The organism is Streptomyces aculeolatus, assembly GCF_020400605.1.
Lineage (GTDB): Bacteria > Actinomycetota > Actinomycetes > Streptomycetales > Streptomycetaceae > Streptomyces > Streptomyces aculeolatus.
In genome coordinates this window covers 26992-50319 of the sequence record NZ_JAINRD010000037.1, presented here as the reverse complement: position 1 = coordinate 50319, position 23328 = coordinate 26992, and the positions used below count along the sequence as shown (strand labels likewise).

Annotated in this window: 20 protein-coding genes; 11 read left to right on the top strand and 9 right to left on the bottom strand. The window is 74.1% G+C overall.

The window, feature by feature from the left end:
• Positions 1 to 87 precede the first annotated feature (87 nt).
• Positions 88 to 1314: an acyl-CoA dehydrogenase family protein gene (locus LG396_RS36855; RefSeq protein ID WP_018837761.1), complete on the bottom strand. Its 1227-nt coding sequence runs from the start codon at positions 1312 to 1314 to the stop codon at positions 88 to 90.
• A gap of 159 nt (positions 1315 to 1473) precedes the next feature.
• Here LG396_RS36855 and LG396_RS36850 point away from each other — a divergent pair, with 159 nt between their 5' ends.
• The 5 genes from LG396_RS36850 (at position 1474) to LG396_RS36830 (ending at position 5658) form a co-directional block, all read left to right on the top strand.
• Complete coding sequence (locus tag LG396_RS36850; protein ID WP_037741276.1) at positions 1474 to 2148, top strand: TetR/AcrR family transcriptional regulator; 675 nt, start codon at positions 1474 to 1476, stop codon at positions 2146 to 2148.
• 181 nt (positions 2149 to 2329) lie between these two features.
• Positions 2330 to 3568 carry a MurT ligase domain-containing protein gene (locus tag LG396_RS36845; protein ID WP_018837759.1) on the top strand — a complete coding sequence of 413 codons (1239 nt, stop codon included), beginning with the start codon at positions 2330 to 2332 and terminating at the stop codon, positions 3566 to 3568.
• A gap of 28 nt (positions 3569 to 3596) precedes the next feature.
• Complete coding sequence (locus LG396_RS36840; RefSeq protein ID WP_018837758.1) at positions 3597 to 4325, top strand: type 1 glutamine amidotransferase; 729 nt, start codon at positions 3597 to 3599, stop codon at positions 4323 to 4325.
• 108 nt (positions 4326 to 4433) lie between these two features.
• A complete protein-coding gene (locus LG396_RS36835; RefSeq protein ID WP_225798038.1) occupies positions 4434 to 5369 on the top strand; it encodes a cytochrome c oxidase assembly protein in 936 nt (311 codons plus the stop codon).
• A gap of 118 nt (positions 5370 to 5487) precedes the next feature.
• Positions 5488 to 5658: a hypothetical protein gene (locus LG396_RS36830; protein WP_018837756.1), complete on the top strand. Its 171-nt coding sequence runs from the start codon at positions 5488 to 5490 to the stop codon at positions 5656 to 5658.
• A 21-nt stretch (positions 5659 to 5679) separates the two neighbouring features.
• Here LG396_RS36830 and LG396_RS36825 read toward each other — a convergent pair whose 3' ends face one another.
• Positions 5680 to 5862 (bottom strand): hypothetical protein, encoded by a 183-nt coding sequence (locus LG396_RS36825; protein ID WP_225798048.1) that lies wholly within the window; start codon positions 5860 to 5862, stop codon positions 5680 to 5682.
• Positions 5863 to 6121: 259 nt separating this feature from the next.
• On the opposite strand from LG396_RS36825, the gene LG396_RS36820 reads away from it, so the two are divergent.
• The gene (locus tag LG396_RS36820; RefSeq protein ID WP_100303231.1) at positions 6122 to 6997 is read left to right on the top strand and encodes a hypothetical protein; all 876 of its coding nucleotides are present in this window, start codon (positions 6122 to 6124) and stop codon (positions 6995 to 6997) included.
• A gap of 55 nt (positions 6998 to 7052) precedes the next feature.
• Here LG396_RS36820 and LG396_RS36815 read toward each other — a convergent pair whose 3' ends face one another.
• Entirely contained in the window at positions 7053 to 8114 is a 1062-nt protein-coding gene (locus LG396_RS36815) for a LacI family DNA-binding transcriptional regulator (protein ID WP_165440272.1), read from the bottom strand.
• A gap of 132 nt (positions 8115 to 8246) precedes the next feature.
• Between LG396_RS36815 and LG396_RS36810 the strand changes: the two genes are divergently transcribed.
• Positions 8247 to 11459 carry a glycosyl hydrolase 115 family protein gene (locus tag LG396_RS36810; protein WP_225798037.1) on the top strand — a complete coding sequence of 1071 codons (3213 nt, stop codon included), beginning with the start codon at positions 8247 to 8249 and terminating at the stop codon, positions 11457 to 11459.
• Between the two features lie 22 nt (positions 11460 to 11481).
• Here LG396_RS36810 and LG396_RS36805 read toward each other — a convergent pair whose 3' ends face one another.
• Entirely contained in the window at positions 11482 to 12324 is an 843-nt protein-coding gene (locus tag LG396_RS36805; RefSeq protein ID WP_225798036.1) for an alpha/beta fold hydrolase, read from the bottom strand.
• 142 nt (positions 12325 to 12466) lie between these two features.
• Entirely contained in the window at positions 12467 to 13180 is a 714-nt protein-coding gene (locus LG396_RS36800) for a response regulator (protein ID WP_037741252.1), read from the bottom strand.
• Positions 13181 to 13563: 383 nt separating this feature from the next.
• Here LG396_RS36800 and LG396_RS36795 point away from each other — a divergent pair, with 383 nt between their 5' ends.
• Positions 13564 to 14133, top strand: coding sequence for a snapalysin family zinc-dependent metalloprotease (locus tag LG396_RS36795; protein WP_026276400.1), 570 nt, complete (start codon positions 13564 to 13566; stop codon positions 14131 to 14133).
• Positions 14134 to 14329: 196 nt separating this feature from the next.
• Complete coding sequence (locus LG396_RS36790) at positions 14330 to 15184, top strand: alpha/beta fold hydrolase (protein WP_037741249.1); 855 nt, start codon at positions 14330 to 14332, stop codon at positions 15182 to 15184.
• Positions 15185 to 15233: 49 nt separating this feature from the next.
• Here the strand turns inward: LG396_RS36790 and LG396_RS36785 are convergent, their stop codons facing one another.
• Positions 15234 to 16235, bottom strand: a complete 1002-nt coding sequence (locus tag LG396_RS36785; RefSeq protein ID WP_225798034.1) for a glycoside hydrolase family 64 protein — start codon at positions 16233 to 16235, stop codon at positions 15234 to 15236.
• A 261-nt stretch (positions 16236 to 16496) separates the two neighbouring features.
• On the opposite strand from LG396_RS36785, the gene LG396_RS36780 reads away from it, so the two are divergent.
• Together LG396_RS36780 and LG396_RS36775 are read left to right on the top strand one after the other, a co-directional pair.
• Positions 16497 to 17789 (top strand): ricin-type beta-trefoil lectin domain protein, encoded by a 1293-nt coding sequence (locus tag LG396_RS36780; protein WP_225798033.1) that lies wholly within the window; start codon positions 16497 to 16499, stop codon positions 17787 to 17789.
• A gap of 236 nt (positions 17790 to 18025) precedes the next feature.
• Complete coding sequence (locus LG396_RS36775) at positions 18026 to 19054, top strand: chitinase (protein WP_372483637.1); 1029 nt, start codon at positions 18026 to 18028, stop codon at positions 19052 to 19054.
• A gap of 68 nt (positions 19055 to 19122) precedes the next feature.
• On the opposite strand, the gene LG396_RS36770 is transcribed toward LG396_RS36775, so the two are convergent.
• The 3 genes from LG396_RS36770 to LG396_RS36760 all read right to left on the bottom strand — a co-directional run bounded on the left by LG396_RS36770 (position 19123) and on the right by LG396_RS36760 (position 23265).
• On the bottom strand, positions 19123 to 19830 hold the full coding sequence (locus LG396_RS36770) for a hypothetical protein (RefSeq protein WP_225798032.1): 708 nt from the start codon (positions 19828 to 19830) through the stop codon (positions 19123 to 19125).
• Positions 19831 to 19915: 85 nt separating this feature from the next.
• Positions 19916 to 21916 (bottom strand): hypothetical protein, encoded by a 2001-nt coding sequence (locus tag LG396_RS36765; protein WP_372483636.1) that lies wholly within the window; start codon positions 21914 to 21916, stop codon positions 19916 to 19918.
• Positions 21917 to 22017: 101 nt separating this feature from the next.
• The gene (locus LG396_RS36760) at positions 22018 to 23265 is read right to left on the bottom strand and encodes an ATP-grasp domain-containing protein (protein ID WP_225798030.1); all 1248 of its coding nucleotides are present in this window, start codon (positions 23263 to 23265) and stop codon (positions 22018 to 22020) included.
• Between the last annotated feature and the right edge of the window lie 63 nt (positions 23266 to 23328).

The following is a 23328-nucleotide window of genomic DNA, read 5'->3' as shown; positions in this document are numbered from 1 at the left end:
CGCGGCCTCGCCTTTCCCCCCGGTCGTCGTCGTGCGCCTCGCAGAGTAGCCGCGCGCCGCCCGCCGGGGGGAGGGGGCCGGGCGAAGTCAGCGGATGGGGACACCCGCCAGGGTCCGGGCGATCACCAGCCGCTGGATCTCGCTCGTCCCCTCGAAGATCGTGTAGATGGCGGCGTCGCGGTGCATCCGCTCCACCGGGTACTCGCGGGTGAAGCCGTTGCCGCCGAGGATCTGCATCGCCCGCGCGGTGACGTCCTTGGCCACCTCGCCCGCGTACAGCTTCGACATCGAGCCCTCCGCCGAGGTGAACCCCTTGCCGGCGCTGGCCATCCAGGAGGCCCGCCAGACCAGCAGCCGGGCGGCGTCGATCTGGGTGCGCATGTCGGCGAGCTGGAAGGCGACGCCCTGGTTGTCGATGATCGGGCGGCCGAACTGGACGCGGGTCTTGGCGTACTCCAGCGCCGTTTCGTACGCCGCGCGCGCGATGCCCACCGCCTGCGCGCCGACCGCCGGGCGGGACGCCTCGAAGGTCGCCATCGCGGCGTTCTTGACCCGCGCGCCGCCCGACTCGGCCCGCTCGCGGGCCCGGGCGAGGCGCTCCTGGAGCTTCTCCCGGCCGCCCAGCAGGCACGATCCCGGTACGCGCACGTCCTCCAGCACCACCTCGGCGGTGTGCGAGGCGCGGATGCCGTGCTTCTTGAACTTCTGGCCCTGCGACAGGCCGGGCGTGCCGGGCGGGACGATGAACGAGGCGTGCCCCTTGGTGCCCAGCTCCGGGTCGACGACGGCGACGACGACGTGCACGGCGGCGATGCCGCCGTTGGTCGCCCAGGTCTTGGTGCCGTTGAGCACCCACTCGTCCTTGGCCTCGTCGTAGACGGCGCGGGTGCGCATCGCGGAGACGTCGGAGCCCGCGTCCGGCTCGGAGGAGCAGAAGGCGGCCAGTTGGACGTTGTCGACGTCGCCGTACATCTGCGGGATCCAGGTGCCGATCTGCTCCTCGGTGCCGTTGGCCAGCACGCCGACGGCCGCCAGCCCTGTACCGACGATCGACAGCGCGATGCCGGCGTCGCCCCAGAACAGCTCCTCCATGACCATGGGGATGCTCAGCCCGGTGGGGTCGAAGTACTGCTGGGCGTAGAAGTCCAGGGAGTAGAGGCCGATCTTGGCCGCCTCCTGGATCACCGGCCAGGGGGTCTCCTCGCGCTCGTCCCACTCGGCGGCGGCGGGGCGGATGACGTCGGCGGCGAAGCCGTGCACCCACTCCTGGACGGACTTCTGGTCCTCGTTGAGCTCGAATGTGAACTCGGACATTGCGCCTCCGCAGCCCTCGCAAATCGTTACCGTCGGTAACGTAAGTCTGTTACCCGCGAGTAGACGCTGTCAACTCCCGTACGCCCGCGGGGACCCCGCGACGGGGGTGCTAGGTTGCGCAGGCATTCGGGCAATCGACCAGGCAGGGGAGCGGTTTCCATGGACAACCGGCGCGGCGAGAGGGAGCAGGCGACCGAGGACCGGCGCCGCGAACTGCTCGAAGCCGCGGACCGGGTCGTCCTGCGCGACGGGCCGGGCGCCTCGATGAACGCGATAGCCGCCGAGGCCGGCATCACCAAGCCGATCCTCTACCGCCACTTCGGCGACAAGGGCGGCCTCTACCGCGCGCTCGCCGTACGCCACACCGACGCCCTCCTCGCCGCCCTGCGCGCCGCGCTCGACGCCCCCACCGGCCGCCGCGAGCGCGTCGAGGCCACCCTCGACACCTACCTCTCCGCCATCGAGGCCCGCCCGCAGGTCTACCGGTTCCTCATGCACCCCGCCGACGGCGGCGCCGCCGACGTCCCGGAGCCGCCCGCGTCCGGCGAGGCCACCGAGCGCGACTTCGAGGTCGGCCGGCACTCCGCCCCGCTGCTCCGCCGCCTGGGCGAGGAACTGGCGCAGGTCATCGCCGACCGCATCGACTTCGGCCCGGGCGGCGCGGTGATCGCCCGCGCCTGGGGCCACGGCATCGTCGGGATGATGCACGCCGCGGGCGACTGGTGGCTGCACGAACGGCCCTGCAGCCGCGCCGAATTGGTGCAGAGCCTGGCCGACCTGCTCTGGGGCCGGCTCGCCGCCGCCGCGGACAAGGCCGGCGGACCGGGCCTCTAGGGCCGCTACGGTCCCGGCTCCCGAGCGCCGCGACGTGCCGGGATTCGGGGCCGGGCGCGGATCTCGATAGGCTGGCCGCTACGCGCCGCGCCGCAGGCCGGGCAGCGGACGAAGGACACCGGAGCCCGCGGACGACGGCGCACCGCGCACGGGCCCGGGCACGCGAGGAGGAGCTACGACGATGGCAGGCAACACGGAACCGCTGTCGCCACGGTCCAAGCTGGCCGTCACGGCGGGCAGGGCGGCAGCAGCGGTGTCCCGCGCCGCGGGCAAGGGCAGCGGCTCCGTGATCGGCGGGAAGGTCGCACTCAGGCTCGACCCCGACCTGCTGGGCCGGCTCGCCGGCCACCTCGACGTCGTCCTGGTCTCCGCCACCAACGGCAAGACGACCACCACCCGGCTGATCGCGGAGGCCCTGCGCGCCTCCGGTCCCGTCGTCTCCAACGCGCTCGGCGCCAACATGCCCGCCGGCATCACCTCGGCGCTCGCCGGCGGCTCCGACGCACGCTACGGCGTCATCGAGGTCGACGAGAAGTACCTCTCCGGCGTCGCCCGCGACGTCACCCCCAAGGCCATCGCGCTGCTCAACCTCTCCCGCGACCAGCTCGACCGCGCCGCCGAGACCCGCATGCTCGCCGAGCGCTGGCGCGAGGGCCTCGCCGGCAACAAGGCGCTCGTCGTCGCCAACGCCGACGACCCCCTCGTCGTCTGGGCCGCCTCCTCCAGCCCGAACGTCGTCTGGGTTGCGGTCGGCCAGGAGTGGAAGGACGACGCCTGGTCCTGCCCCTCGTGCGGCGGCGTCCTGCAGCGCCCCGGCGAGGACTGGCTCTGCGCCGAGTGCGGCTTCCGCCGCCCCGTACCGAGCTGGGCCCTGTCCGGCGAGCACGTCCTCGACCCGCACGGCGCCGCCTGGCCGATCCGCCTGCAGCTCCCCGGCCGGGCCAACCGGGCGAACGCCACCACCGCCGCGGCCGTGGCCGCCGCCTTCGGCGTCCATCCGCAGACGGCGCTGGAGCGCATGTGGGAGGTCACCGCCGTCGCCGGGCGGTACGACACCGTCCAGTTCGGCGGTCGTGACCTGCGGCTGCTGCTGGCCAAGAACCCGGCCGGCTGGCTGGAGACCTTCTCCCTGATCGACCCTCCGCCCACCCCCGTGGTCCTCTCCGTCAACGCCCGCGGCGCCGACGGCACCGACACCTCCTGGCTGTGGGACGTCGACTACACCCGCCTCACCGGCCACCCGCTGTACGTCATCGGCGACCGCAAGCTCGACCTCGCCGTCCGGCTGGAGGTGGCGAACCAGAGCTTCCGCGTCTGCGAGCACGTCGACGAGGCCGTCGCCGCCGCGCCGCCCGGCCGGATCGAGGTCATCGCCAACTACACCGCGTTCCAGGACCTGCGCCGCCGTGTCGGCAACTGACCCGTACGAGACGCCAAGGAGCGACCGCATGAACGACAACAGCCTGCGCCTCGTCTGGGTCTACCCCGACCTGCTGTCGACGTACGGCGACCAGGGCAACGCCCTCGTCGTCGAGCGCCGTGCCCGGCAGCGCGGCTACGACGTCACGCGCGTCGACGTCCGCTCCGACCAGCCCGTGCCCGCCTCCGCCGACATCTACCTCATCGGCGGCGGCGAGGACCGCCCGCAGCGGCTCGCCGCCGAGCGGCTGCGCCGCGACGGCGGGCTGAGCCGGGCCGCGGGCAACGGCGCGATCATCTTCTCCGTCTGCGCCGGCTACCAGATCCTCGGCCACGAGTTCATCAACGACCTCGACCGGCAGGAGCCGGGCCTCGGCCTGCTCGACGTCACCAGCGGCCGCGGCCAGGCCGGCCGCTGCGTCGGCGACGTGCTCGCCGACATCGACCCGCAGCTCGGTCTGCCCCAGCTCACCGGCTTCGAGAACCACCAGGGCGTCACCCACCTCGGCCCGACCGCCAAGCCGCTCGCCCGGGTCCGCTTCGGCCACGGCAACGGCACCGGCGACGGCACCGAGGGCGCCTGGAACGGCAACGTCTTCGGCACGTACATGCACGGCCCCGTGCTCGCCCGCAACCCGCAGATCGCCGACCTGCTGATCCGGCTGGCGCTGGAGTCCCAGGGCCTGCCGCCGGTCGACGACCGCTGGTACGAGGCCCTGCGCAACGAGCGCATCGCCGCCGCCAGCGCCTCCCGCTGACGCCGCCGCGAACCCCGGCCAGCCCCGCCGGGGTACCCCGGCGGAGCGGCCGGACGTGCCGGGTCTAGCCTGAGTGAGGGCATCACCGGCACAAGGAGCACCACCGACATGGACCACGGCGGGCACGGCGGCCACCTGGACCTTCCGCCGTTCACCCTCGGACGCGGGCTGGAGTGGACCGGCGAGCCGGTCTTCCTCATCGGCAGCCTCGCGGCCCTCGCGCTCTACGGCTACGGGGTCTTCCGGCTCCGCCGCCGCGGGGACGACTGGCCCCTGGGGCGGACCGTCGCGTTCACCGCCGGTGTGCTGACCATCGTGCTCGTCATGTGCACGGGCCTGAACGACTACGGCATGGTCATGTTCAGCGTGCACATGGTGCAGCACATGGTCATCAGCATGCTGTCGCCGATCCTGCTGCTCCTCGGCGCGCCCGTGACGCTGCTGCTGCGCGCCCTGCCGGCGGGCCGGTCCCGCTCCGCGGTGGTCACGGTGCTGCACAGCGGATACCTGAAGGTGATCACGCACCCCGTCTTCACGATCCCGCTCTTCATCGCGAGCCTGTACGCGCTGTACTTCACCCCGCTCTTCGACACGCTCATGGGGAGCAGGGCCGGGCACGTCGGGATGATGATCCACTTCCTGGCCGTGGGCCTGGTCTTCTTCTGGCCCATCATGGGCGTCGACCCGGGGCCGAACCGGCCCACGTACGTGATGCGCATGCTGACGCTGTTCGCGGGCATGCCGTTCCACGCCTTCTTCGGCATCGCGCTGATGATGGGCAGCGAGCCCATGGTGGACGTCTACAGCAACCCGCCCGCCTCCCTCGGCATCGACGCCCTGGACGACCAGCAGGCCGCGGGCGGCATCGCCTGGGCGTTCAGCGAGATCCCCTCGGTGCTCGTCCTCATCGCGCTGGTCTACCAGTGGTACAACTCCGAGCAGCGCCGCGCGAAGCGCAGCGACCGTACCGCCGATCGTGACGGAGACCAGGAGCTGGCGGCGTACAACGCCTATCTGGCCTCGCTCCAGGCCCGCGAACAGTAGCCGCGCGGACACCCGGCGCTCCTTCGACTACCGCGTCGGCCCCCGGCGGGGGACGATGGAGGGAAGGTTGCGTGCGGTCGCGCGGGGACGGCCGTCGGCGGCGGCTGGTGGAGGCGGCATGGAGAAGCCCGGTTCTGCGAAGGCCATGGTCGTGAGCACCGTGGCCGGTCTCGTGGTCATCACGGCGTACACGGCGGCAGTAGGCAGCAACGGATGGCTCTGGTTCGGCTGGGTCGTCCTGGGGCTGGCCGCGGTGGGTGTGGTGCTGACCGGAGGCTCCTGGAGATAGCGGCGCAGGTCCGCGCACCCGTCAGCCGGTGAGCAGGGTGCCGCAGCGGGTGCAGCGGACCGGGGGTGCGGTGTCGGCGAGCCGCCCGCACTCCGGGCAGACGCGTTCCAGCCAGCACACCGACTCACCGCCTTCGGGCCCGGCCGGGCCGGTGGCGGCGGGCTCGGCCGGCGGCGCGGGCTCCTTCTCGTCCCGGTCTCCCATCTGCACCCTTCCGGTTCCGTACGGGATCACCTGCCGGATCCCGTCTCCAGCCATTCACACCCTTCCCGTCGTAAGCGGCCGGAATTCGAGGCCAGTTCGACGTCAATTCGTTACGGTACCGTAATCTGAGAACTTGTCTGCGACTGCATGCAACGACTCAGGTTGCCGAACCCCGCCGGGCGACGGCGGGGTTCGACTGTGGCCCGGTCCGCGTCGGTGCGCAGAGCCCAGTGCGTCGGCGCGATGACAGGGGTGACGGATGGCGGGCGGCACGGCGACTCTGGAGCGACCGACCTCCCCGGCGGCCCCGGCCCCACGCGCCGCCCCGGCGGGACGGGTCGAGCGCAGAGCCGTCTGGTGGGCGGCCTGCCTGATCTGCGGCGGGCTCACGGGGCTGGCCCTCGCGGTCGTCGGCACGCTGCGCGGCGCGCGGCCGTCGCGGCGCCGGGTGCTGATCGTGGTGTGGTGCACCGTGGTGCAGGCGGTGCTCGCCCTCGCCTTCGCCGTCCTCGGCCCCGGCGCCCAGATGCGGCCGTGCGCCGGGGCGGGGGAGGGCGGCGGGGTGTGGCAGACGGCGCGTACGGTCCTCAACGCGCCCGTCTCCGGTGCCGCGTTGCTGTACGCGGCGGGGGAGGGCGGCGACATGTACCACTGCGCGGCGAACGGCACGACTGCGGTCGTCCTCGATGACGGGTTCGCCCGCGCGGGCACGATGTACGGCACCGTCTTCCTCACCGACCAGCGGGCGGAGACGCAGTCGCCCCGGATGCGGAAGCTGTCGGAGCACGAGGCGCGCCACTCCGACCAGTGGGCGCTGGGGTCGCTGCTGGCCGGTCCCGCCGCGTTCCCCGCGCTGTACGCGGCGGACGAGGTGTTCTTCCCCGGTGCGTACAACCACTTCGAGCAGGCGGCGGGCCTGGAGGACGGGGGCTACGACCCGCCGCCGGACAGCCCGCCGGCCGCTGGGCGGCTGGCGGTCCTGTCGGTCGGGGTGCTCGTCGGCTACACGCTCGCGGTGAGCCCGGGCCGCCGCAGGCCGGCGCCCGCCGCCCGGCGGGGGCCGGTGCCGACCGCACTGCACGATCCGGGTGCCGCGCGCGGTCCGGAGTGCCGGAAGTCCGCCGTCCGGCGGTGACGGACAGGCGACGTTGGCGGGTTCGAAAGTTTCGGCGCCCTGGGGGCGGCGTACGTCAGCGCTCGGGCGGCGGTGCCGTGCTGTTCCGGGTGATCAGGCTCGTCGCCAGCTCCACGCGGCGCGTCACCGGCTCGCGGCCGCGGCCGAGGTCCAGCACCAGCCGGGCCGCCGCTTCGGCCATCTCCGTCAGCGGCTGCCGCACGGTCGTCAGCGGCGGGCCGATCCAGCGGGCCACCGGCAGGTCGTCGAAGCCGACGACGCTGAGGTCGTCGGGGATGCGCAGGCCCAGTTCGCGGGCGGCCTCGTACAGGCCGAGCGCCTGGAGGTCGTTGCCGGTGAAGACCGCGGTGGGGCGGTCGGGCAGGGCGAGCAGCTCGCGTCCGGCGGCGTAGCCCGCCTCGTGGTGGAAGTCGCCCTCCCGGATCAGCTCGGGGTCCACCGGCAGTCCCGCGACGCCCAGCGCCGCGCGGTAGCCGTCGATGCGGGCCCGGCTGCACATCATCGCCGGCGGTCCGCCCACGACGCCGATCCGGCGGTGGCCCAGGCCCACGAGGTGGCGCGTGGCGGCCAGCCCGCCCTGCCAGTTGGTGGCCCCGATGGACGGCACGTCCTCGGCGAGGTCGCCCGCCGGGTCCAGCACCACGAACGGGATGCCGCGCCCGGTGAACTGCGCCCGCTGGTCGGCGGAGAGGTCCGACAGCACCAGGATGACGCCCGCCGGACGGCGGGCGAGCACGTCCTCCACCCACGTCTGCCCCGGTGTCAGCCGTCCGGCGCTCTCGGAGAGCACCACGCCCAGCCGCTCCACCCTGGCCACGTTCTCCACGCCCCGGATGACCTCCATCGCCCACGCGCTCTCCAGCTCGTGGAAGACCAGGTCGAGCAGCGGGGCCTGGCGCGCGCCGCCGCCGCGGCGCCGGTAGCCGTGCTCGCGCAGCAGGTCCTGGACCCGGGCGCGGGTGCCGGGGGAGACGTCGGAGCGGCCGTTGAGGACCTTCGAAACTGTCGACGCCGACACCCCGGCGGCCTCCGCGATCGCCGCCAGCGTGGCGGTGGCCTGCGGCTCCTCGTCGGCCACGGGGGCCTCCCCGTCGAACTGGACTCCAGCACCACTCATGCCGGGATGGTAGCCCCGCCGCCCGCCGCTGCGCGATGTCTTGACCTTCCCATGGCCTCACCCTAGGTTGCGCAGAAATATTCGCGATGCTTTACGAAACATTGCCGCTTGCTCGGTGAAGAGAGGCCCGGCATGGACAGCAGCGACCCCCGGCACGACCCGTCTCCCGCGTCCGACTCCCCGCCAGGTGACGGCGTCAGCCGGCGCCTCGTACTCGGCGCGGGACTGGGCCTGGGCGCGCTCTCCGGCACCGCAGGCGGCCTCATCGCCCTGCCGGCCGCGGCCGCCGCCGCGCCGCCGCCGAGGGCTCCGCGCCCCACCGACCCCGGCGCGTACATCGCCCACGACCCGGGTCCCGGCCGCTTCCCGCTCGTCGCCGGCGGCCGGGCCGCGCCGCTGGTGGCCGACGGCGGCGACCATCCCGGCGTGCTGCGCGCGCTGGGCGACCTGCGCGCGGACCTGGAGCGGGTCACAGGCGTACGCCCCGCGCTCACCCGCGGCCGCGCGCCCGCGGGGCGCACCGCGGTCCTCGTCGGCACCATCGGCCGCAGCCCGCTGATCGACGGCCTGATCGCCGCCGGCAAGCTCGACGCGACCGGCGTCGAGGGCCGGTGGGAGACATCCCTGCAGCAGGTCGTGGCCGACCCGCTGCCCGGCCTCGACAGCGCCTTCGTCATCGCCGGCAGCGACCAGCGCGGCACCATCTTCGGTATCTACGACGTCTCCCGCGGCATCGGCGTCTCGCCCTGGCACTTCTGGGCCGACGTCCCGCCCCGCCGCCACGACGCGCTCTACGTGCTCCCCGGCCGGTTCTCGCAGGGCACCCCCGCGGTGAAGTACCGGGGCATCTTCATCAACGACGAGAACCCCGCCCTCGGCCGCTGGGCCCCCGGGTTCTTCGGCCCCGGCCACGCCGAGGGCCACCCCGGCGGCTTCAACAGCGCCTTCTTCGCCAAGGTCTTCGAGGCCGTGCTGCGGCTCAAGGCCAACTACCTCTGGCCGGCCGTCTGGGGCCGCGCCTTCGCCGAGGACGACCCCGCCAACCACGCCACCGCCACCGAGTACGGCATCGTCATGGGCACCTCGCACGAGGCGCCCATGATGCGCGGCATCGAGGAGTGGAACCGGCACGCCGTGCCCGCCGTGCGGGATCCGGACGGGAACATCGTCACCGAGGGCCACGACCCGTACGGCGGCACGGGGGAGTGGAGCTTCGTACGCAACGAGGACGCCATCCGCGCCTACTGGCGCGACGGCATCCGCAGGCTGGCCACCGAGGGCTTCGAGGGCGTGGTGACCCTCGGGATGCGCGGCAACGGCGACACCTCGCTGCCCGACGGCGACGGCATCGAGCTGATGGAGCGCATCATCGCCACCGAGCGCGGCATCCTCGCCGAGGAACTGGGCGACGCGGCGGCCGTGCCGCAGGTGTGGACCATGTACAAGGAGGTCCAGCACTACTGGGACAGCGGCATGCAGGCGCCCGACGATGTCACCGTCGTCTTCACCGACGACAACTGGGGCAACCTGCGGCGCGTACCGGACGCCTCGCTGCCGCCGCGCACCGGCGGCTACGGGCTCTACTACCACTTCGACTACGTCGGCGGCGGCCGCAATTACAAGTGGGTCGACACCGCCAACTTGGCGAGCACCTGGGAGCAGCTGCACCAGACGTACGCGTACGGCATCCGGCAGCTGTGGGTCGCCAACGTCGGCGACCTGAAGTCCAACGAGCTGCCGACCCAGTTCTTCCTGGACTACGCCTGGGATCCGGACCGCTGGCAGGCCGGCGACCTCCCCGAGTGGGAACGGCGCTACGCCGCCGAGAACTTCGGCCCCCGGCACGCGGCCGAGATCGCCGAGGTGCTGCACGAGTACGGCCGCCTCCAGGCCCGGCGCAAGCCCGAGCTGCTCAACCGCCGCATCACCCTCGACCCTGCCAAGGACCCGGCCGACGACTCCGCCGCGGTCGTCTACGACGACGAAGCCACCCCCTTCAGCCGCGTCAACTACGGCGAGCTGGACCGGGTCACCGACGAGTGGCAGGAGCTGGCGCGTACCGCGGACCGCATCGAGGCCCGCCTCGACCGGGCCGACCGGGCGGCGTACTTCCAGCTCGTCCGCTACGCCGTGCGCGGCACCGCCGTCGTCTACGCCCTGCGCCGCGCCGAGTTCACCAACCTCCTCTACGCCGCGCAGGGCCGCGCCGCCGCCAACCAGCTCGCCGCCGAGACCGACGCCCTGTTCGCCGAGGACCAGGCGCTCGCCGACTACTACAACCACACCCTCTCCGGCGGGAAGTGGCAGGGCTTCCAGACGCAGCCGAAGATCGGCTACGGCGACGTCGAGCGCTACGGACCCAACGCGCCCTGGCAGCAGCCCGAGAAGGACAACGAGGCGCTGCCCGACGAGGTCTTCCCCGCGGTCGAACGGATCGACCCCGCCGCCGGCGCGGTGCTCGGCGTCGCGGTGGAGGGCTCCGAGCAGTGGTGGCCGGAGGCCGCGGGGCCCGCGGTGCTGCCGGTGGTCAGCCCGTACGACAGCGGCCCCGCCCCGTACATCGAGGTCTTCAACCGGGGCCGCACCCCCTTCGGCTACGAGATCGAGCCCGCCGTGTCCTGGCTGCGCGTCGACCGCCCGCGCGGCCGCGTCACCAGCCAGATCCGCGCCCGGCTGCGCGTCGACTTCGCCCGCGCCCCCCGCGGCGCCACGACCGTCCCCGTCGTCGTCCGCGGCGCCGGCCGGACCGTGGAGGTGCACGCCCGGGTGTACCGCCCGTCCGTGCGCCACTCCGCGCTCGCCGGCTCGGTCGAGGCGGGCGGATGCGTCTCGGTGGAGGCCGACCGCCACACCCGCGCCGTCCCCGCCGCCGGCGTCGCCTGGCGCCGCATCCCCGACATCGGGCGGACCGGCAGCGGCATGGCGCCGTTCCCGGTCACGGCCGCGCCACGGCCGGCCGGCCAGGGGCCGCGACTGGAGTACACGATGACGCTGTTCACCACCGGCACCCTGCGCGTGGCGGTGTACCTGTCGCCGCGCAACAGCGTCCTCACGCCGGACGGGCTGCGCTACGCCGTCGCCTTCGACGACGACGCCCCGCAGACGGTGAACGTCACCCGGGCCACGGGCGCGGACGACGGCCTGATGAACCGCCAGTGGGAGCGCAACACCTCGGACAACGCCGCCGTCACGGTGACCGGGCACCGGGTGTCCAGGCCGGGCGTGCACGTGCTGAAGCTGTGGATGGTGGATCCGACGGTGGTGGTGCAGAAGCTGGTGGTCGACACCGGCGGCGTACGCCACAGCTATCTCGGCCCGCCGCCCAGCAAGTTCGTGAAGCGGTGAGCCCGCAGCCGTCCGGAGGTCCCTAGCCCAGCATGAGCATCGCCTCCGCGACCTCGCCGGCAGCCGCGTCCGGGATCGCGGTCGCGGCCTCCTCCAGGACCAGCAGCCGGGCCCCGGGGATCTCGCGCGCGAGCGCCTCGCCGTTGCCGACGGGGAAGAACAGGTCGCGGCGGCCGTGGACGACGAGCGCGGGGACCCCGAGCCCGGGCAGGCGTTCGCGCCAGCGGGGTGCGCAGTCCAGCCGGGAGAACACCATGCCCAGCTGGTTGGCCATGTGGACCTCGGGGTCGCTGCCCGGTGTGCGGTCCCAGACGCGCGCCGCGGTCGCCCGCGCGGCGCCGGGGTCGTCGCCGAGGATCTCCGCGCCCGCGGCGGCGGACTCCGCCACCGCCGCGCGGTCGGCCCAGTCGGGCATCGCCTGCGCGAACAGCCGGCCCATCGCCGCCTCGTCGTGGTCGGGGAGGTCGTCGTCGGGCGGGCCGGGGGCGACCGCGCGGGTGCCGGCCAGGGTGAGCGCCGAGAAGGCGGCCGGGTGGTCGAGTGCGGCCACCTGGGCGACCATCCCGCCGACGCCGATCCCGGCGAGGTGCGCGGGCCGGCCGTCGAGCGCGCCCGCCAGGGCCGCCGCGTCGGCGGCGAGGTCGCGCAGGGTGTAGGCGGGTGCCTGCGGGTCCGCCGTCGTCGATGCGCCGCTGTCGCGCAGGTCGTAGCGCACGGCGCGGCGCCCGCCGGCGGCCAGCCGCTCGCAGAGCGCGTCGGGCCAGGAGAGCATCGTCGTCCCGCCCACGAGCAGGACGAGCGGCGCGTCGTCGGCACCGAAGGACTCGATGCCCAGGGTGATCCCGTTGACGTCGACGGTGGTCATCGGATCACCGGGAGTCGTTCGCAGGCGGCGGCACCGTACAGGGGGTCAACGTTGAAGAGGGTCATGCCAGGGCAGACCGGTTCCGCCGCCGAAACTCATCGCTCCGGGAAGAAGTACGTCGCGGGCGGCCCGCGGCTGCCGGTCACGGCGGGGTCGGGGACTGCGGGGAGCCGGGGGTGATCAGGCCCGTCTCGTAGGCGGCGATCACCGCCTGGGCGCGGTCGCGGAGCTGGAGCTTGGCGAGGATCCGGGCCACGTGCGTCTTCACCGTCGCCTCGCTGAGATGGAACCGCGCGGCCAGCTCCGCGTTGCTGTGGCCGCGCGCCAGCGACTCCAGCACCTCCAGCTCGCGCCGGGTCAGCGCGGACAGGTCGCGGTGCAGCGTCGCCGCGCGGTCGTCACGGACGGCGAAGCGCTCCACGAGGCGGCGGGTGATGGAGGGCGCGAGGAGCGCGTCGCCGGAGCGGACGAGGCGGACGGCGGCGGCCAGGTGCTCGGGGGTGACGTCCTTGAGCAGGAAGCCGCTGGCGCCGGCGGCGAGCGCCGCGTACACGTACTGGTCGAGGTCGTACGTGGTGAGGATGATGACCCGCGGCGCGCCCGGCCCCGGCCCGGGCTCCCGGCCGTCCGTGCCGAGGAGGCGGCGGGTGGCCTCCAGGCCGTCCGTGCCCGGCATGCGTATGTCCATCAGCACCACGTCGGGCAGGGAGCGGCGGACCGCGGCCACCGCCTCCTCGCCGTCCGTCGCCTCGCCGACGACGTCGATGCCGTCGGCGGCGAGGATCATCCGGAAGCCGGTGCGCACCAGCGCCTGGTCGTCGGCGATCACCACCCGCGGCGGCCGGTCCGCCTCCACGGGTCCTGCCTGCGTGCCCACGTCCCCTCCACGGCCGTCCTCGCGGGGACCGCGGACCCGCGCCCGCCCGCGGTCAGCGTACCCGTGCAGTCTGACAAGACGTCCGGCGCGGCGGATCGGCCGGGAGGCGCAATACGTCTCAACTTCCCGACTACGCCGGAAGAATGACTCGCGGCCCGCGGCCGGATTCCGCCTGTACGAAATCGGCCGTGAACCCCGCTGCGCCGAATACCGCGGGCGGCGCCGAGATGCCGCAGAAAGGTGAAATCTACGGCCATTGCCGCCCCTTGTGGCCCCCGGAGCGCGCTCCTACACTCGGGCCGACCCTTATCAGGGTTCGCGCAGTAGTGCTCGATTCTCACACCAAGAGGAGGGCTCCCCGCATGCTGCGAAAGTTGGGTATCGGCGTTATGGCCGCTGCCGCAATCGTCACTCTGTCCTCGGCCCCAGGGGCCACCGCCGCCCCCGCTCCCGCACCGGAGCGCACGGCCGCAACCACGCTGTACTACGACGACAGCCAGGCCGGTGAATTCAAGAGCGCGGTGGCCGCAGGCGCCGAACAATGGAATTCCACCGTGCAGAACGTCAAGTTGGCGAAGGCCCCGGCGGGCACCCGCGCCGAGATCACGGTCATCGCCGACGACGGCTGGCCGCGCGCCACTCTCGGCCCGGTCCGCCCCGGCGGGCGCGCCACGGTCTGGTTCGGCCGCCAGGCGGTCAACGAGGGCTACGACACCACCCGTATCGCCTCGCACGAACTGGGCCACAGCCTCGGGCTGCCCGACATGAAGCCCGGACCGTGCTCGTCGCTGATGTCCGGCTCGACCGCCGGTGTGAGCTGCACCAACCCCGTCCCGAACGCGACCGAGCGGGCGCAGGTGGAAGCCAACTACGGCGGCGGCTTCGCCGGCTTCGCCCCGATGGACGGACGCATCGTCGTCGACGCGCCCTGAGCACCGGACCGCACGTACGACACACCCCGTGGCCGGGAAGGCGACTTCCCGGCCACGGGGCCGCGGGCGGATCCGTACGCGCGTATTCGCCTCCCGGAAGCCCGGGGAATTCCCCCTTCCGAATACCACAGGCCTCGCGAGCCCTGCGCCACAACCCCTCCGCGCCTGCTTGATCGTCGTGTGTGAGGGTGTCCCCATGCCGAACACGCCGACCTTCGTCCTCGTCCACGGGGCGTTCGCGAACTCCTTCTCCTTTGCGCCCCTGCAGGCGGAACTCGCTCTGCGCGGACACCGCTCCCTCGCCGTCGACCTGCCGGGCCACGGATTCGGCGCCACGTTCCCCGCGGCCTATCAGGCCCCGCAGGACCCCGACGCGCTCGCCACCGCGCCCGGCGGCATCAAGGGCGTCACACTCGCGGACAACGCGGCCCACCTCATCGGCGTCCTCGAGCGGGCGAAGCGGCACGGCCCGGCGATCGTCGTCGCGCACAGCCGGGGCGGCATCACCGCCACCGCCGCCGGCAACGCCCGCCCCGACCTGATCGACCGCGTCGTCTACGTCTCCGCCTGGTGCCCCGTCGAACTCGACGTGAACGACTACTACGGCGAGCCCGAGATGGCCGGCATCGACGCCTCCGGCCTCGCGCGCGCCCTCGCCGGCGACCCGGCCGCGCTCGGCCTGATCCGCACCAACTTCCGCACCGCGGACCCCGAAGCGCTCGCCGCGTTCCGGCACGCGTTCGCCGCCGACCTCACCGACGACGAGTTCCGGACCTTCCTCAACACCTTCCAGCCCGACGAGAACCTGGACGTCGGCTCGTCCGCGGACCGCGCGCAGGCGGCCACCTGGGGCCGGATCCCGCGCAGTTACGTGCGGCTGGCGGACGACGTCAGCATGCCGCCCGCCATGCAGGACCGGCTGATCCGCGAGGCCGACGCGCTGACCCCCGGCAACCCGTTCGACGTGCACACCGTGCCCGGCGGCCACCTGCGCTGGCTGGTGCACCCGGAACCGGCCGCCGACGTCCTGGCCGGCCTCGCGGCGGGCTGACCGGCCGCGGCCGGCCCGGGCCGGCCGCCGGGGGAGGCGCCGCGGGCCCTCACCAGCCGACGGCCACCACCATCCACTGCGGGTTCTGGACGGACACGAAGGAGGACTGCTCGGCGACGTCGTCGTACGGGAAGCCGTACGCGAGGTTGCCGATGGCGCGCTCGTGCCAGAACGCGGCGTAGTAGTTCGCCGGACCCTGCCGGTAGAAGCGGCCCGGGTCGTTCCACTGGTCCCGCGGCAGCTCGGCGACGTGCCGGTTGAGCGCCGCGCAGCCGGGGGCGTCGCCCGCGAGCGGGCCGGAGCAGCCGAAGATCTCCTGGGTCGAGGCGGTCATGCCCACGGACCGGGCGTAGTCGCTCATGTAGGCGGCGTGCTGCCCGCCCGGCCGGAAGTCCGGCACGCCGCCCGGGGAGGGGATGCGGTACGGCGCCTGCACCTCGGACAGCGACGCGAACTCCGGCGGCATGGCGGCCGCGAACGCCTGCCACGTGGCCTCGCGGGACTCCTGGAACGTCGCGTAGTCCTCGCCGACCTGCTTGTCGGTGCCGTCGTGGCCGTGCACCCGCATCGCGAGCTTGAGCGCGAAGGCGTCGACGCGGGTGGTGTTGCCGTGGAAGGCGTCGGGGCCGACGGTGAACTCGATGAAGTCGGAGTACTGGCTGTCGGGCGAGCCGAGGTGGAAGTACATCCGGCCGGCGGAGTTGGCGGGCATGTCCAGGTACGGCTGCTCCGCGATCGAGCGGGTCTGCCCGCCGAAGGACCAGAAGACCTGGTCGTCGGGGTACTGGCCGTTGGTCCGGTTGAGGATCTGCACCGTCAGCACGTTCTGCGCCGGCGGGATGGCGCCCGTGTCGCCCCAGAAGGAGTCCGGCGGCGGGTCGCCCGCCGCCGCGGCGGTCGCGGGTGCCGGGTCGGGTGCGGGCGGCACCGCGCCCTGAGCGGCGGCGCCGGTGCGGTCGGCGAGCGCGTAGCAGACGAGCAGCAGCAGGGCGGTGACAGCCGTCAGCAGGCCGCGGCGGCGTCTGGACCACGTCGGGTGCGCGGGGGACATGCGGTGCTCCTTCGCTGTGGGGGCGTACACGGCCCGAGGCGGGAGCTGCCCGGCGGGCCGGGCGTACAGAGAGCGCTCTCAGAGCGTCGTGAGGGGCGGGTGCGTTGTCAAGAGGTCCGGCAGTACGGCCGCCGGGAGTTGAACACCGAGGGTGCCCGCCGGACCCATTGACTGCATGACATGAAGGGAGTTCACTCACCTCGCGCAAAGGTATGGACCATGCTCCACGCTCGACCCCACGACGCATCGAGGTGAGCTTCCATGTTCCTACGACGACGCAGACATCCGCTCCGCAAGGCCGTGCTCGTCGCGACGGCCCTCGCCGCCGCGCTCGCCGTGCCGCTGCCCGGCGCCGCCGGCGCGGCACCGGCACCGGGGACCGGCGGCACCGGCGGCAAGGCAGAAGCCGCGCCCTACGCCGTCACGTTCGAGGACAACTTCGACGGCCCGGCCGGCTCGGCGGTCAACGGCGGCAAGTGGCTGATCGAGACCGGCGACAACGTCAACAACCACGAGCGGCAGTACTACACCGCGGGCAACGCCAACGCCGCGCTCGACGGCCAGGGCAACCTGGTCATCACCGCGCGCAAGGAGAACCCCGGCAACTACCAGTGCTGGTACGGCCGGTGCGAGTACACCTCCGCCCGGCTCAACACCTCCGGCCGCTTCACCACCACGTACGGCCACGTCGAGACCCGGATGAAGCTGCCGCGCGGGCAGGGCATGTGGCCCGCGTTCTGGATGCTCGGCAACGACATCGGCCAGGTCGGCTGGCCCGCCAGCGGCGAGATCGACGTGATGGAGAACGTCGGCTTCGAGCCGAGCACGGTCCACGGCACGCTGCACGGGCCGGGCTACTCCGGCTCCGGCGGCATCGGCGGCGGGTACACGCTGCCGGGCGGCCAGCAGTTCGCGAACGGCTTCCACACCTTCGCCGTCGACTGGTCGCCGAACGAGATCACCTGGTCCGTCGACGGCAACGTCTACCAGCGGCGCACGCCCGCCGACCTCGGCGGCCGGCAGTGGGTGTTCAACAAGCCGTTCTTCCTGATCCTCAACCTGGCGGTCGGCGGCTACTGGCCCGGCGACCCGGACGGCAGCACGACCTTCCCGCAGCAGCTCGTCGTCGACTACGTCCGCGTCAGCACCTCCGACGGCGGAGGCGGCAACTCCGGTACGTTCACCGGCGCGGGCGGCAAGTGCCTCGACGTGGCCGGCGCAAGTCCCGCCAACGGCACCGCCGTCCAGCTCTACGACTGCAACGGCACCACCGCACAGCGCTGGACCGTGGGTACCGACGGCACCATCCGGGCCCTCGGCAAGTGCCTCGACGCCGCCGCCGCGGGCACCGCGAACGGCACCCGGGTGCAGCTCTACGACTGCAACGGCACGGGCGCCCAGCGCTGGTCGTACAACTCCGCCACCCGCGACATCGTCAACCTGGCCGCGGACAAGTGCCTGGACGCGCTGGGCGGCTCGACGGCCAACGGGACGCCGACGCAGCTCTGGACCTGCACGGGCGCAGCGAACCAGAAGTGGACGCTCAACTCCTAGCATCGCGCCCCTCGCCGGGGCGCTGGGAAAGCGCTCTCACAGGTACGGACCAAAGCCTTGACACCGCTTCCCGGCGCCCCCTTAACTTCAACACGTGAAATAGCCGGACCCCCCACACGACTTCACCGCCGCGCCCGGCCGCCGCAGCCCGCCGTCCCCGGATTCCGTGCGCTCGCATGCCCGGACGCGGCGCCCGGCGGCGCCGGGTGCCGGCGAGAAGAGGACGGTGACAGCACATGGGAACACATCGGACCGACCGAAGGAACGTCCGCCGCGCACTCGTCGCGGGTGCGGCGGCGGCCGCGGTCGCCGGCGGCTGGGCGCTGATGCCCGCCGCCGGCGCCTCGGACGCCGGGCAGCCCGCCGCCGACACCGCCGCCGCGCGGCCGGCCGCCGCGTCGATGGCCGTGGCGCCCTACCTCTACAACGGCTGGGGCAGCCCGCCCGACCCCGCTGAGGTCATGGACGCCACCGGCGTCGGCGGGTTCACGCTCGCCTTCGTCCTCAGCAACGGCACCTGCGACCCGCAGTGGGACGGCCAGCGCCCCCTCACCGGCGGCGTCGACGAGGAGACCGTCGCCGCGGTCCGCGCCGCGGGCGGCGACGTCGTCCCGTCGTTCGGCGGCTGGAGCGGCAACAAGCTGGAGAGCTCCTGCGGCAGCGCGGACGCACTCGCCGGCGCGTACCAGAAGGTGATCGACGCGTACGACCTGACGGCCATCGACATCGACCTCGAAGCCGACGCGTACGACAGCCCCGAGGTCCAGCAGCGCACCGTCGACGCGCTCAAGGCGGTCAAGGCCGCCAACCCCGGGCTCAAGGTCGTCTTCACCATCGGCACCGGGCAGAACGGCCCCGACACCAGCCTCATCGACCGGGCCGCGCAGTCCGGGCTGGACGTGGACGTCTGGACGATCATGCCGTTCAACTTCGGCGGCAACGGCGGGGACATGGGCCGGCTGTCCGTCCAGGCCTCGGAGGGGCTCAAGGGCTCGCTGCAGAAGGCGTACGGCTACGGCGAGGAGGAGGTGTACCCGCGCATGGGCATCTCCTCGATGAACGGCAACACCGACGTCGGCGAGGTCGTGGACCAGGACGACTTCCGGACCATGCTCGGCTACGCGCAGGACAAGGGCCTGGGCCGGCTCACCTTCTGGTCGGCCAACCGCGACCGCCCCTGCGGCGGTGGCGGCGCCGACACCTGCGGCGGGATCCCGCAGGAGCCGTGGGAGTTCACCTCGATCCTCGCCCAGTACCAGGGCTGAGGTGCGGGGGCACGGTGGTGGCCCCTCCCTCGCCACCGTGCCCCCCGGTGCCACGCACGCGGCGGTGCTCAGCCGGCGAGGAACGACAGGGCGCCGTTCTCCTCCGACCGGATCGGCCGGTCGCCCCACTCCACGTGCTGGACGTCGTCGGTGCAGGTCTTCGAGACGTCCTGGCAGAAGTAGCCGGTCTCCTCGCCGGGCTCGGCGGTGAAGACCTCCGGCAGCCGGTCGCACCGCGGATCGACCGGGGCCAGCGGGCCCTCCGTCGTGCCGTTCTTGCCGGTCTCCCAGGCGTACCAGTCGTAGACGGACCGGGCCGTGTGCAGGGTCTTGAGCGGCTTGGCCGTATAGATGAAATCCTGGCTGAAGGCGGCCATGCCTGACGTCGTCCCCTTGCTCGTCACCAGCCAGGGCACGGTCACACCCTCGTACGTCACCGTGCAGCGGACGGTCTCGCCGCGCGGCCGGTCGACCTCGCCCGCACACCGGCCGCGTCCCGTCTCGCCCATGACGCCGGCCATCCGCACGGTCTCCCGGCGCAGATGGTTGAGCACCTTGTCGTTCGTCGCGGCTTCCTGCTCCGGCGTCGGCAGAGCCTTCTCCAACTCGCGGTCGGTCAGCCCGGGGTGGTGCTGACCGGGCTCGATCCGGACCGGCCGCTTCTCGCCCTTCACCTCGGCGAGCCGGTACTCGGCGTCGCAACCGCTCGCCTCCCCGGCGCAGCCGCCGATCAGTGCCACGGCGACCGCCGCGACCGGAACCACCGTTCGCTTCATGGCTCTGTTGTACCGCGCACGGGCCGGTAGGGGTCCCCGAGCGGGGAAGCTGCGCGAAGCCATCCGGTCGACGCCGGATGGCCGTTCAGCGCCCCGTCGCGAGGCTGCCGCCGCCCTCGATGCTGCCGGTCACCCGGGCGCGTACGCCCTTCTCCGCCCGCTTCGCCAGCGTCGGTCCCGCGGCGGTGGCCTCGACGTCGCCGGTGGCCTCGATGCCCCGTACGTCCCGGCTGCCCGCCGCCAGCAGGTACCAATGGCCCGAAGGGGCGCGCCAGTCGGTGGACGCGAGGACGTGCCGGCCGAAGCGGCTGCACGCCGCCGAGTCCTCCCCGTCGCTCTCCGCGGCGACCACGCGGCCCGGCGTCGCGGCCGAGCGGGCCGGCGGCTGCAACTGCACCAGGACCCGGCCGGGCCCGCGCCACGTACCGGCCCTGCTGCACACCCAGTCGGCCCGGCCGGCGTCCTCGGGCAACTCCTGCTGGGCGAACACCCAGTTGTTCACAGCCCGTACGCCCTCACCGCGCCAGCCGTCCAGCCGGCAGGCCGAGCGGGCCCAGCCGGCGAGGGCGGGGCCGGAGGTCGCCTCGCGCGGCTGGCGGGCCGGTGCGCCCTCGCCGGGCGGCGGCGTGTACGTCAGGTGGACCGGGGTGAGGTCCCCGAGGTCGGTGACGAGGAACGAGTGGTCCTCCACGATCCGCGCGGAGGACCGGAGCCGGAGCGCCGGCCAGGCGTCGCAGCCCTCGACGGGGCTCGCCGGCACCGGGTCGGTGACCCCGTCGTCCGCGACGCCCAGGTCGCGCGCGGGCTCGTCGGGGCGGAGCAGGTCGCGGGTGGCGGCCTCGTCCACCCAGGGCGCGAGGAGGTAGCGGACGCCGTCGCGGCCGCGGCTCACCGCAACCGCCGCGGCGGTCGTCACGTCGGCGTCGTCGACGCGCGCGACGTCGACGGCGGGCGGGTCGTCGGAGCCGTCCGCGGACTCGGCGTAGCGTACGAGGCGTTCGCCCTCGTACAGCAGGACTACCGCGGCGCCGGAGACCTCGCCCGCGTAGAGCAGCCGGGGCGGCGCGGCCGGCGGTGCGGCCGAGGTGCCCGGCGTCCCGGTCAGCCCCACGTCCGGTGCCGGCGCGGCCCACGCGGACAGCGCCCGGCCCAGCAACGCGTCGTCCCCCGTCAGCCCGCCGCGCGCGGGCCAGGCGGTGAAGTCCACGCGCGCGGTGTCCGCCCACGCCTCCGGCTGTGCCTGCACGAGGCGGCCGGGGTCGAGCAGAGCGGCGGGTACGCCGGCGGCCCCCGCGGCGCCCGCGCCGCCCCGCCCGCCTCCGTCGCCGGGCAGCATCGCCGACCCCGCCCCGACCGCGCCGACGACGACCGCGGCCGCCAGCGCCGCCGCGACCCGCCGCCGGCGGCGCCGGCGCACCAGGTCCGTCGGCCGCAGCTGCACCGCCGTGGGGTCGAACTCGCCGGAGCGCAGCAGCGCCTCCGCCTCCGGCACCGCGGCGGCGACGCCCTCCGCCCTGCGCAGCGCGGCCCCCGGCTCCCGCACGCCCGCCCGCTCCAGCAGGTCCCGCGTACGGGCCGGATCCAGACCCTCGACCGTCAGCAGCGCGAAGGCTGCGCGCTCCGGCGCCGACAGCCGCGCCAGCGACCGTTCGACGCTCAGCTCGTCGGCGCCGCCGGCCGCCGTCGCCATCCGCAGCCCCAGCACGACGGGCAGCCCCCGCCCCGCCTGCAGCCACCCGGGCACGCGGCGTGCCGCGCCGTCGTGGCGCAGGGCCGACCGCAGCACCCGCACCCGCAGTTCGTCGAGTCCGACGTCCGTCTCCGGCTCGCGCACCGCCGCCGCGCGCTGCGCCGGGACGCGCAGCCGGCGCCGCTCCCGCGCCGCGGGGAGCGCCCGCTGCGCGGCGGTGTGGGCGGTGAGGACGCGCCGGTGCCTGCCGAGGGCCGGCGGCAGGGTGAGGTAGGCGAGCCGGGCGAGCGGCGCGTAGTGCTCCAGCGGCGGCGCCGGCGCGGCGGCGGGGGTCCCGCCGCGGGGGAGTCCGCCGTCGCGGAGGTGCGGGCGGCTGCTCGTCGGCATGGGGACCATCCACGGGGGCTCGTGCGGGCGGGGCTCGTACCGCCAAACGAACGACCTCCGGCCGAGTCACGGCACGATCCCGCCGCGCTGCGCGCCGCCTGGTGGGGACCTCAGACCGCGCCGAGCACCGGGCCGCACAGTTCGTCGATCGCCGTTGCCAGCCGGGTGAGTTCCGCGTGGTCCGCCGTACGTCCCTGGAGCCGCCCGAGGCGCGCGGCCGCCAGGTCCTGGAGGCCGGGCGGGGCCGGTGCGTCGAGCAGGACGGCGAGGTCGACGCCGGGGAGGTGGCGCAGCCCGTCGAGCCGGGCGGACAGGTCCGGCGGGCCGGCCGCGGGCGCGTGCGCGGCACCGAGGACCGGCGGCAGCAGCGAGTACTGGTACGTGACCTCGTCGAACCGCGGTGCGTCCGGCACCGGCAGCCCCAGCGCCAGCCGCATCGCCGCCGCCACCATGTCGAAGCCCGACCCGCGCCGTACGACGTCGCCGACGAGGCTGCCGAGCCGGCCGTTGACCTCGACCAGCCGCGGCCCTTCCGCGGTGAGCTTCAGCTGCGTGTGCACGATGCCGTCGCTGATGTCCAGCGCGCCTATCGCCGCCTCCGCCAGGGTCTCGGCGCGCTCCGCCAGCGGTGCGTCGAGGGTGTGCGGGACGAAGGAGCCGCGCTCCCGGAAGGGCGCGGCGAGGGGGAACTTCCCCGTCACGCAGAGCGGTTGGCATTCCCTGCGGTGCACGGCCGTCTCCACGGAGACGTAGTCGCCCCACTGCGCCCCGGCCGCCTCGGGGTCGCCCGGGAGCAGCGCCTCGACCAGCAGGTCCGTGCCGGGCGCCGCGTCCGCGCACGCCGCGACCGCCGCCCGGGCGCCGGAGACCGTGTCGAGGCGTTGTACGAGCCGGCCGCCGGCGCCGCGCCGCGGCTTCAGCACCGCGGGCAGCCCCACCGCGTCCAGCGCGGCGTCGAGGTCCGCGGCATCGGCCACCGGTGCGAACGGCAGGTCGTCCAGGCCCGCTTCGGCGAACGCCCGGCGCTGCTGGAGCTTGTCCACCAGCCGCCCGGCGACCGCGGGGGAGTGCCAGTACGGGATGCCGATCGCCGCGGCGATCGCGGAGGTCATCTCCATCCGGTGCTCGCTGAACGTCAGCAGCCCGTCGGGTACGAACTCGGAGACCGCCCGCGCCGCGTCCCGCGCGGCGAGACCGGTGATGTCGCACAGCGCGAACCGCCGCGTCAGCACCGGCAGCCGCGCCCGCACGTGTTCCGAGGCCCGGTCCACGACGAGGAACAGCTCGGCGTCGCAGCAGCGTGCCGCCGCCGCGACCTCCGCGGCGCAGGCCGAGCCCGCGTCGTACAGGACGCCCACCGTCCGCTCCCCGCCCACCGTGCTCGCGCCGTCGCCCGGCGCATACGGTAAGGACCGGGACAT

What these genes read in the sequence shown, in the direction of transcription:
- LG396_RS36855 (WP_018837761.1), bottom strand. Translation starts at nt 1,314, where the DNA reads ATGTCCGAGTTCACATTCGAGCTCAACGAGGACCAGAAGTCCGTCCAG.
- LG396_RS36850 (WP_037741276.1), top strand. Translation starts at nt 1,474, where the DNA reads ATGGACAACCGGCGCGGCGAGAGGGAGCAGGCGACCGAGGACCGGCGC.
- LG396_RS36845 (WP_018837759.1), top strand. Translation starts at nt 2,330, where the DNA reads ATGGCAGGCAACACGGAACCGCTGTCGCCACGGTCCAAGCTGGCCGTC.
- LG396_RS36840 (WP_018837758.1), top strand. Translation starts at nt 3,597, where the DNA reads ATGAACGACAACAGCCTGCGCCTCGTCTGGGTCTACCCCGACCTGCTG.
- LG396_RS36835 (WP_225798038.1), top strand. Translation starts at nt 4,434, where the DNA reads ATGGACCACGGCGGGCACGGCGGCCACCTGGACCTTCCGCCGTTCACC.
- LG396_RS36830 (WP_018837756.1), top strand. Translation starts at nt 5,488, where the DNA reads ATGGAGAAGCCCGGTTCTGCGAAGGCCATGGTCGTGAGCACCGTGGCC.
- LG396_RS36825 (WP_225798048.1), bottom strand. Translation starts at nt 5,862, where the DNA reads ATGGGAGACCGGGACGAGAAGGAGCCCGCGCCGCCGGCCGAGCCCGCC.
- LG396_RS36820 (WP_100303231.1), top strand. Translation starts at nt 6,122, where the DNA reads ATGGCGGGCGGCACGGCGACTCTGGAGCGACCGACCTCCCCGGCGGCC.
- LG396_RS36815 (WP_165440272.1), bottom strand. Translation starts at nt 8,114, where the DNA reads ATGAGTGGTGCTGGAGTCCAGTTCGACGGGGAGGCCCCCGTGGCCGAC.
- LG396_RS36810 (WP_225798037.1), top strand. Translation starts at nt 8,247, where the DNA reads ATGGACAGCAGCGACCCCCGGCACGACCCGTCTCCCGCGTCCGACTCC.
- LG396_RS36805 (WP_225798036.1), bottom strand. Translation starts at nt 12,324, where the DNA reads ATGACCACCGTCGACGTCAACGGGATCACCCTGGGCATCGAGTCCTTC.
- LG396_RS36795 (WP_026276400.1), top strand. Translation starts at nt 13,564, where the DNA reads ATGCTGCGAAAGTTGGGTATCGGCGTTATGGCCGCTGCCGCAATCGTC.
- LG396_RS36790 (WP_037741249.1), top strand. Translation starts at nt 14,330, where the DNA reads ATGCCGAACACGCCGACCTTCGTCCTCGTCCACGGGGCGTTCGCGAAC.
- LG396_RS36785 (WP_225798034.1), bottom strand. Translation starts at nt 16,235, where the DNA reads ATGTCCCCCGCGCACCCGACGTGGTCCAGACGCCGCCGCGGCCTGCTG.
- LG396_RS36780 (WP_225798033.1), top strand. Translation starts at nt 16,497, where the DNA reads ATGTTCCTACGACGACGCAGACATCCGCTCCGCAAGGCCGTGCTCGTC.
- LG396_RS36775 (WP_372483637.1), top strand. Translation starts at nt 18,026, where the DNA reads ATGGGAACACATCGGACCGACCGAAGGAACGTCCGCCGCGCACTCGTC.
- LG396_RS36770 (WP_225798032.1), bottom strand. Translation starts at nt 19,830, where the DNA reads ATGAAGCGAACGGTGGTTCCGGTCGCGGCGGTCGCCGTGGCACTGATC.
- LG396_RS36765 (WP_372483636.1), bottom strand. Translation starts at nt 21,916, where the DNA reads ATGGTCCCCATGCCGACGAGCAGCCGCCCGCACCTCCGCGACGGCGGA.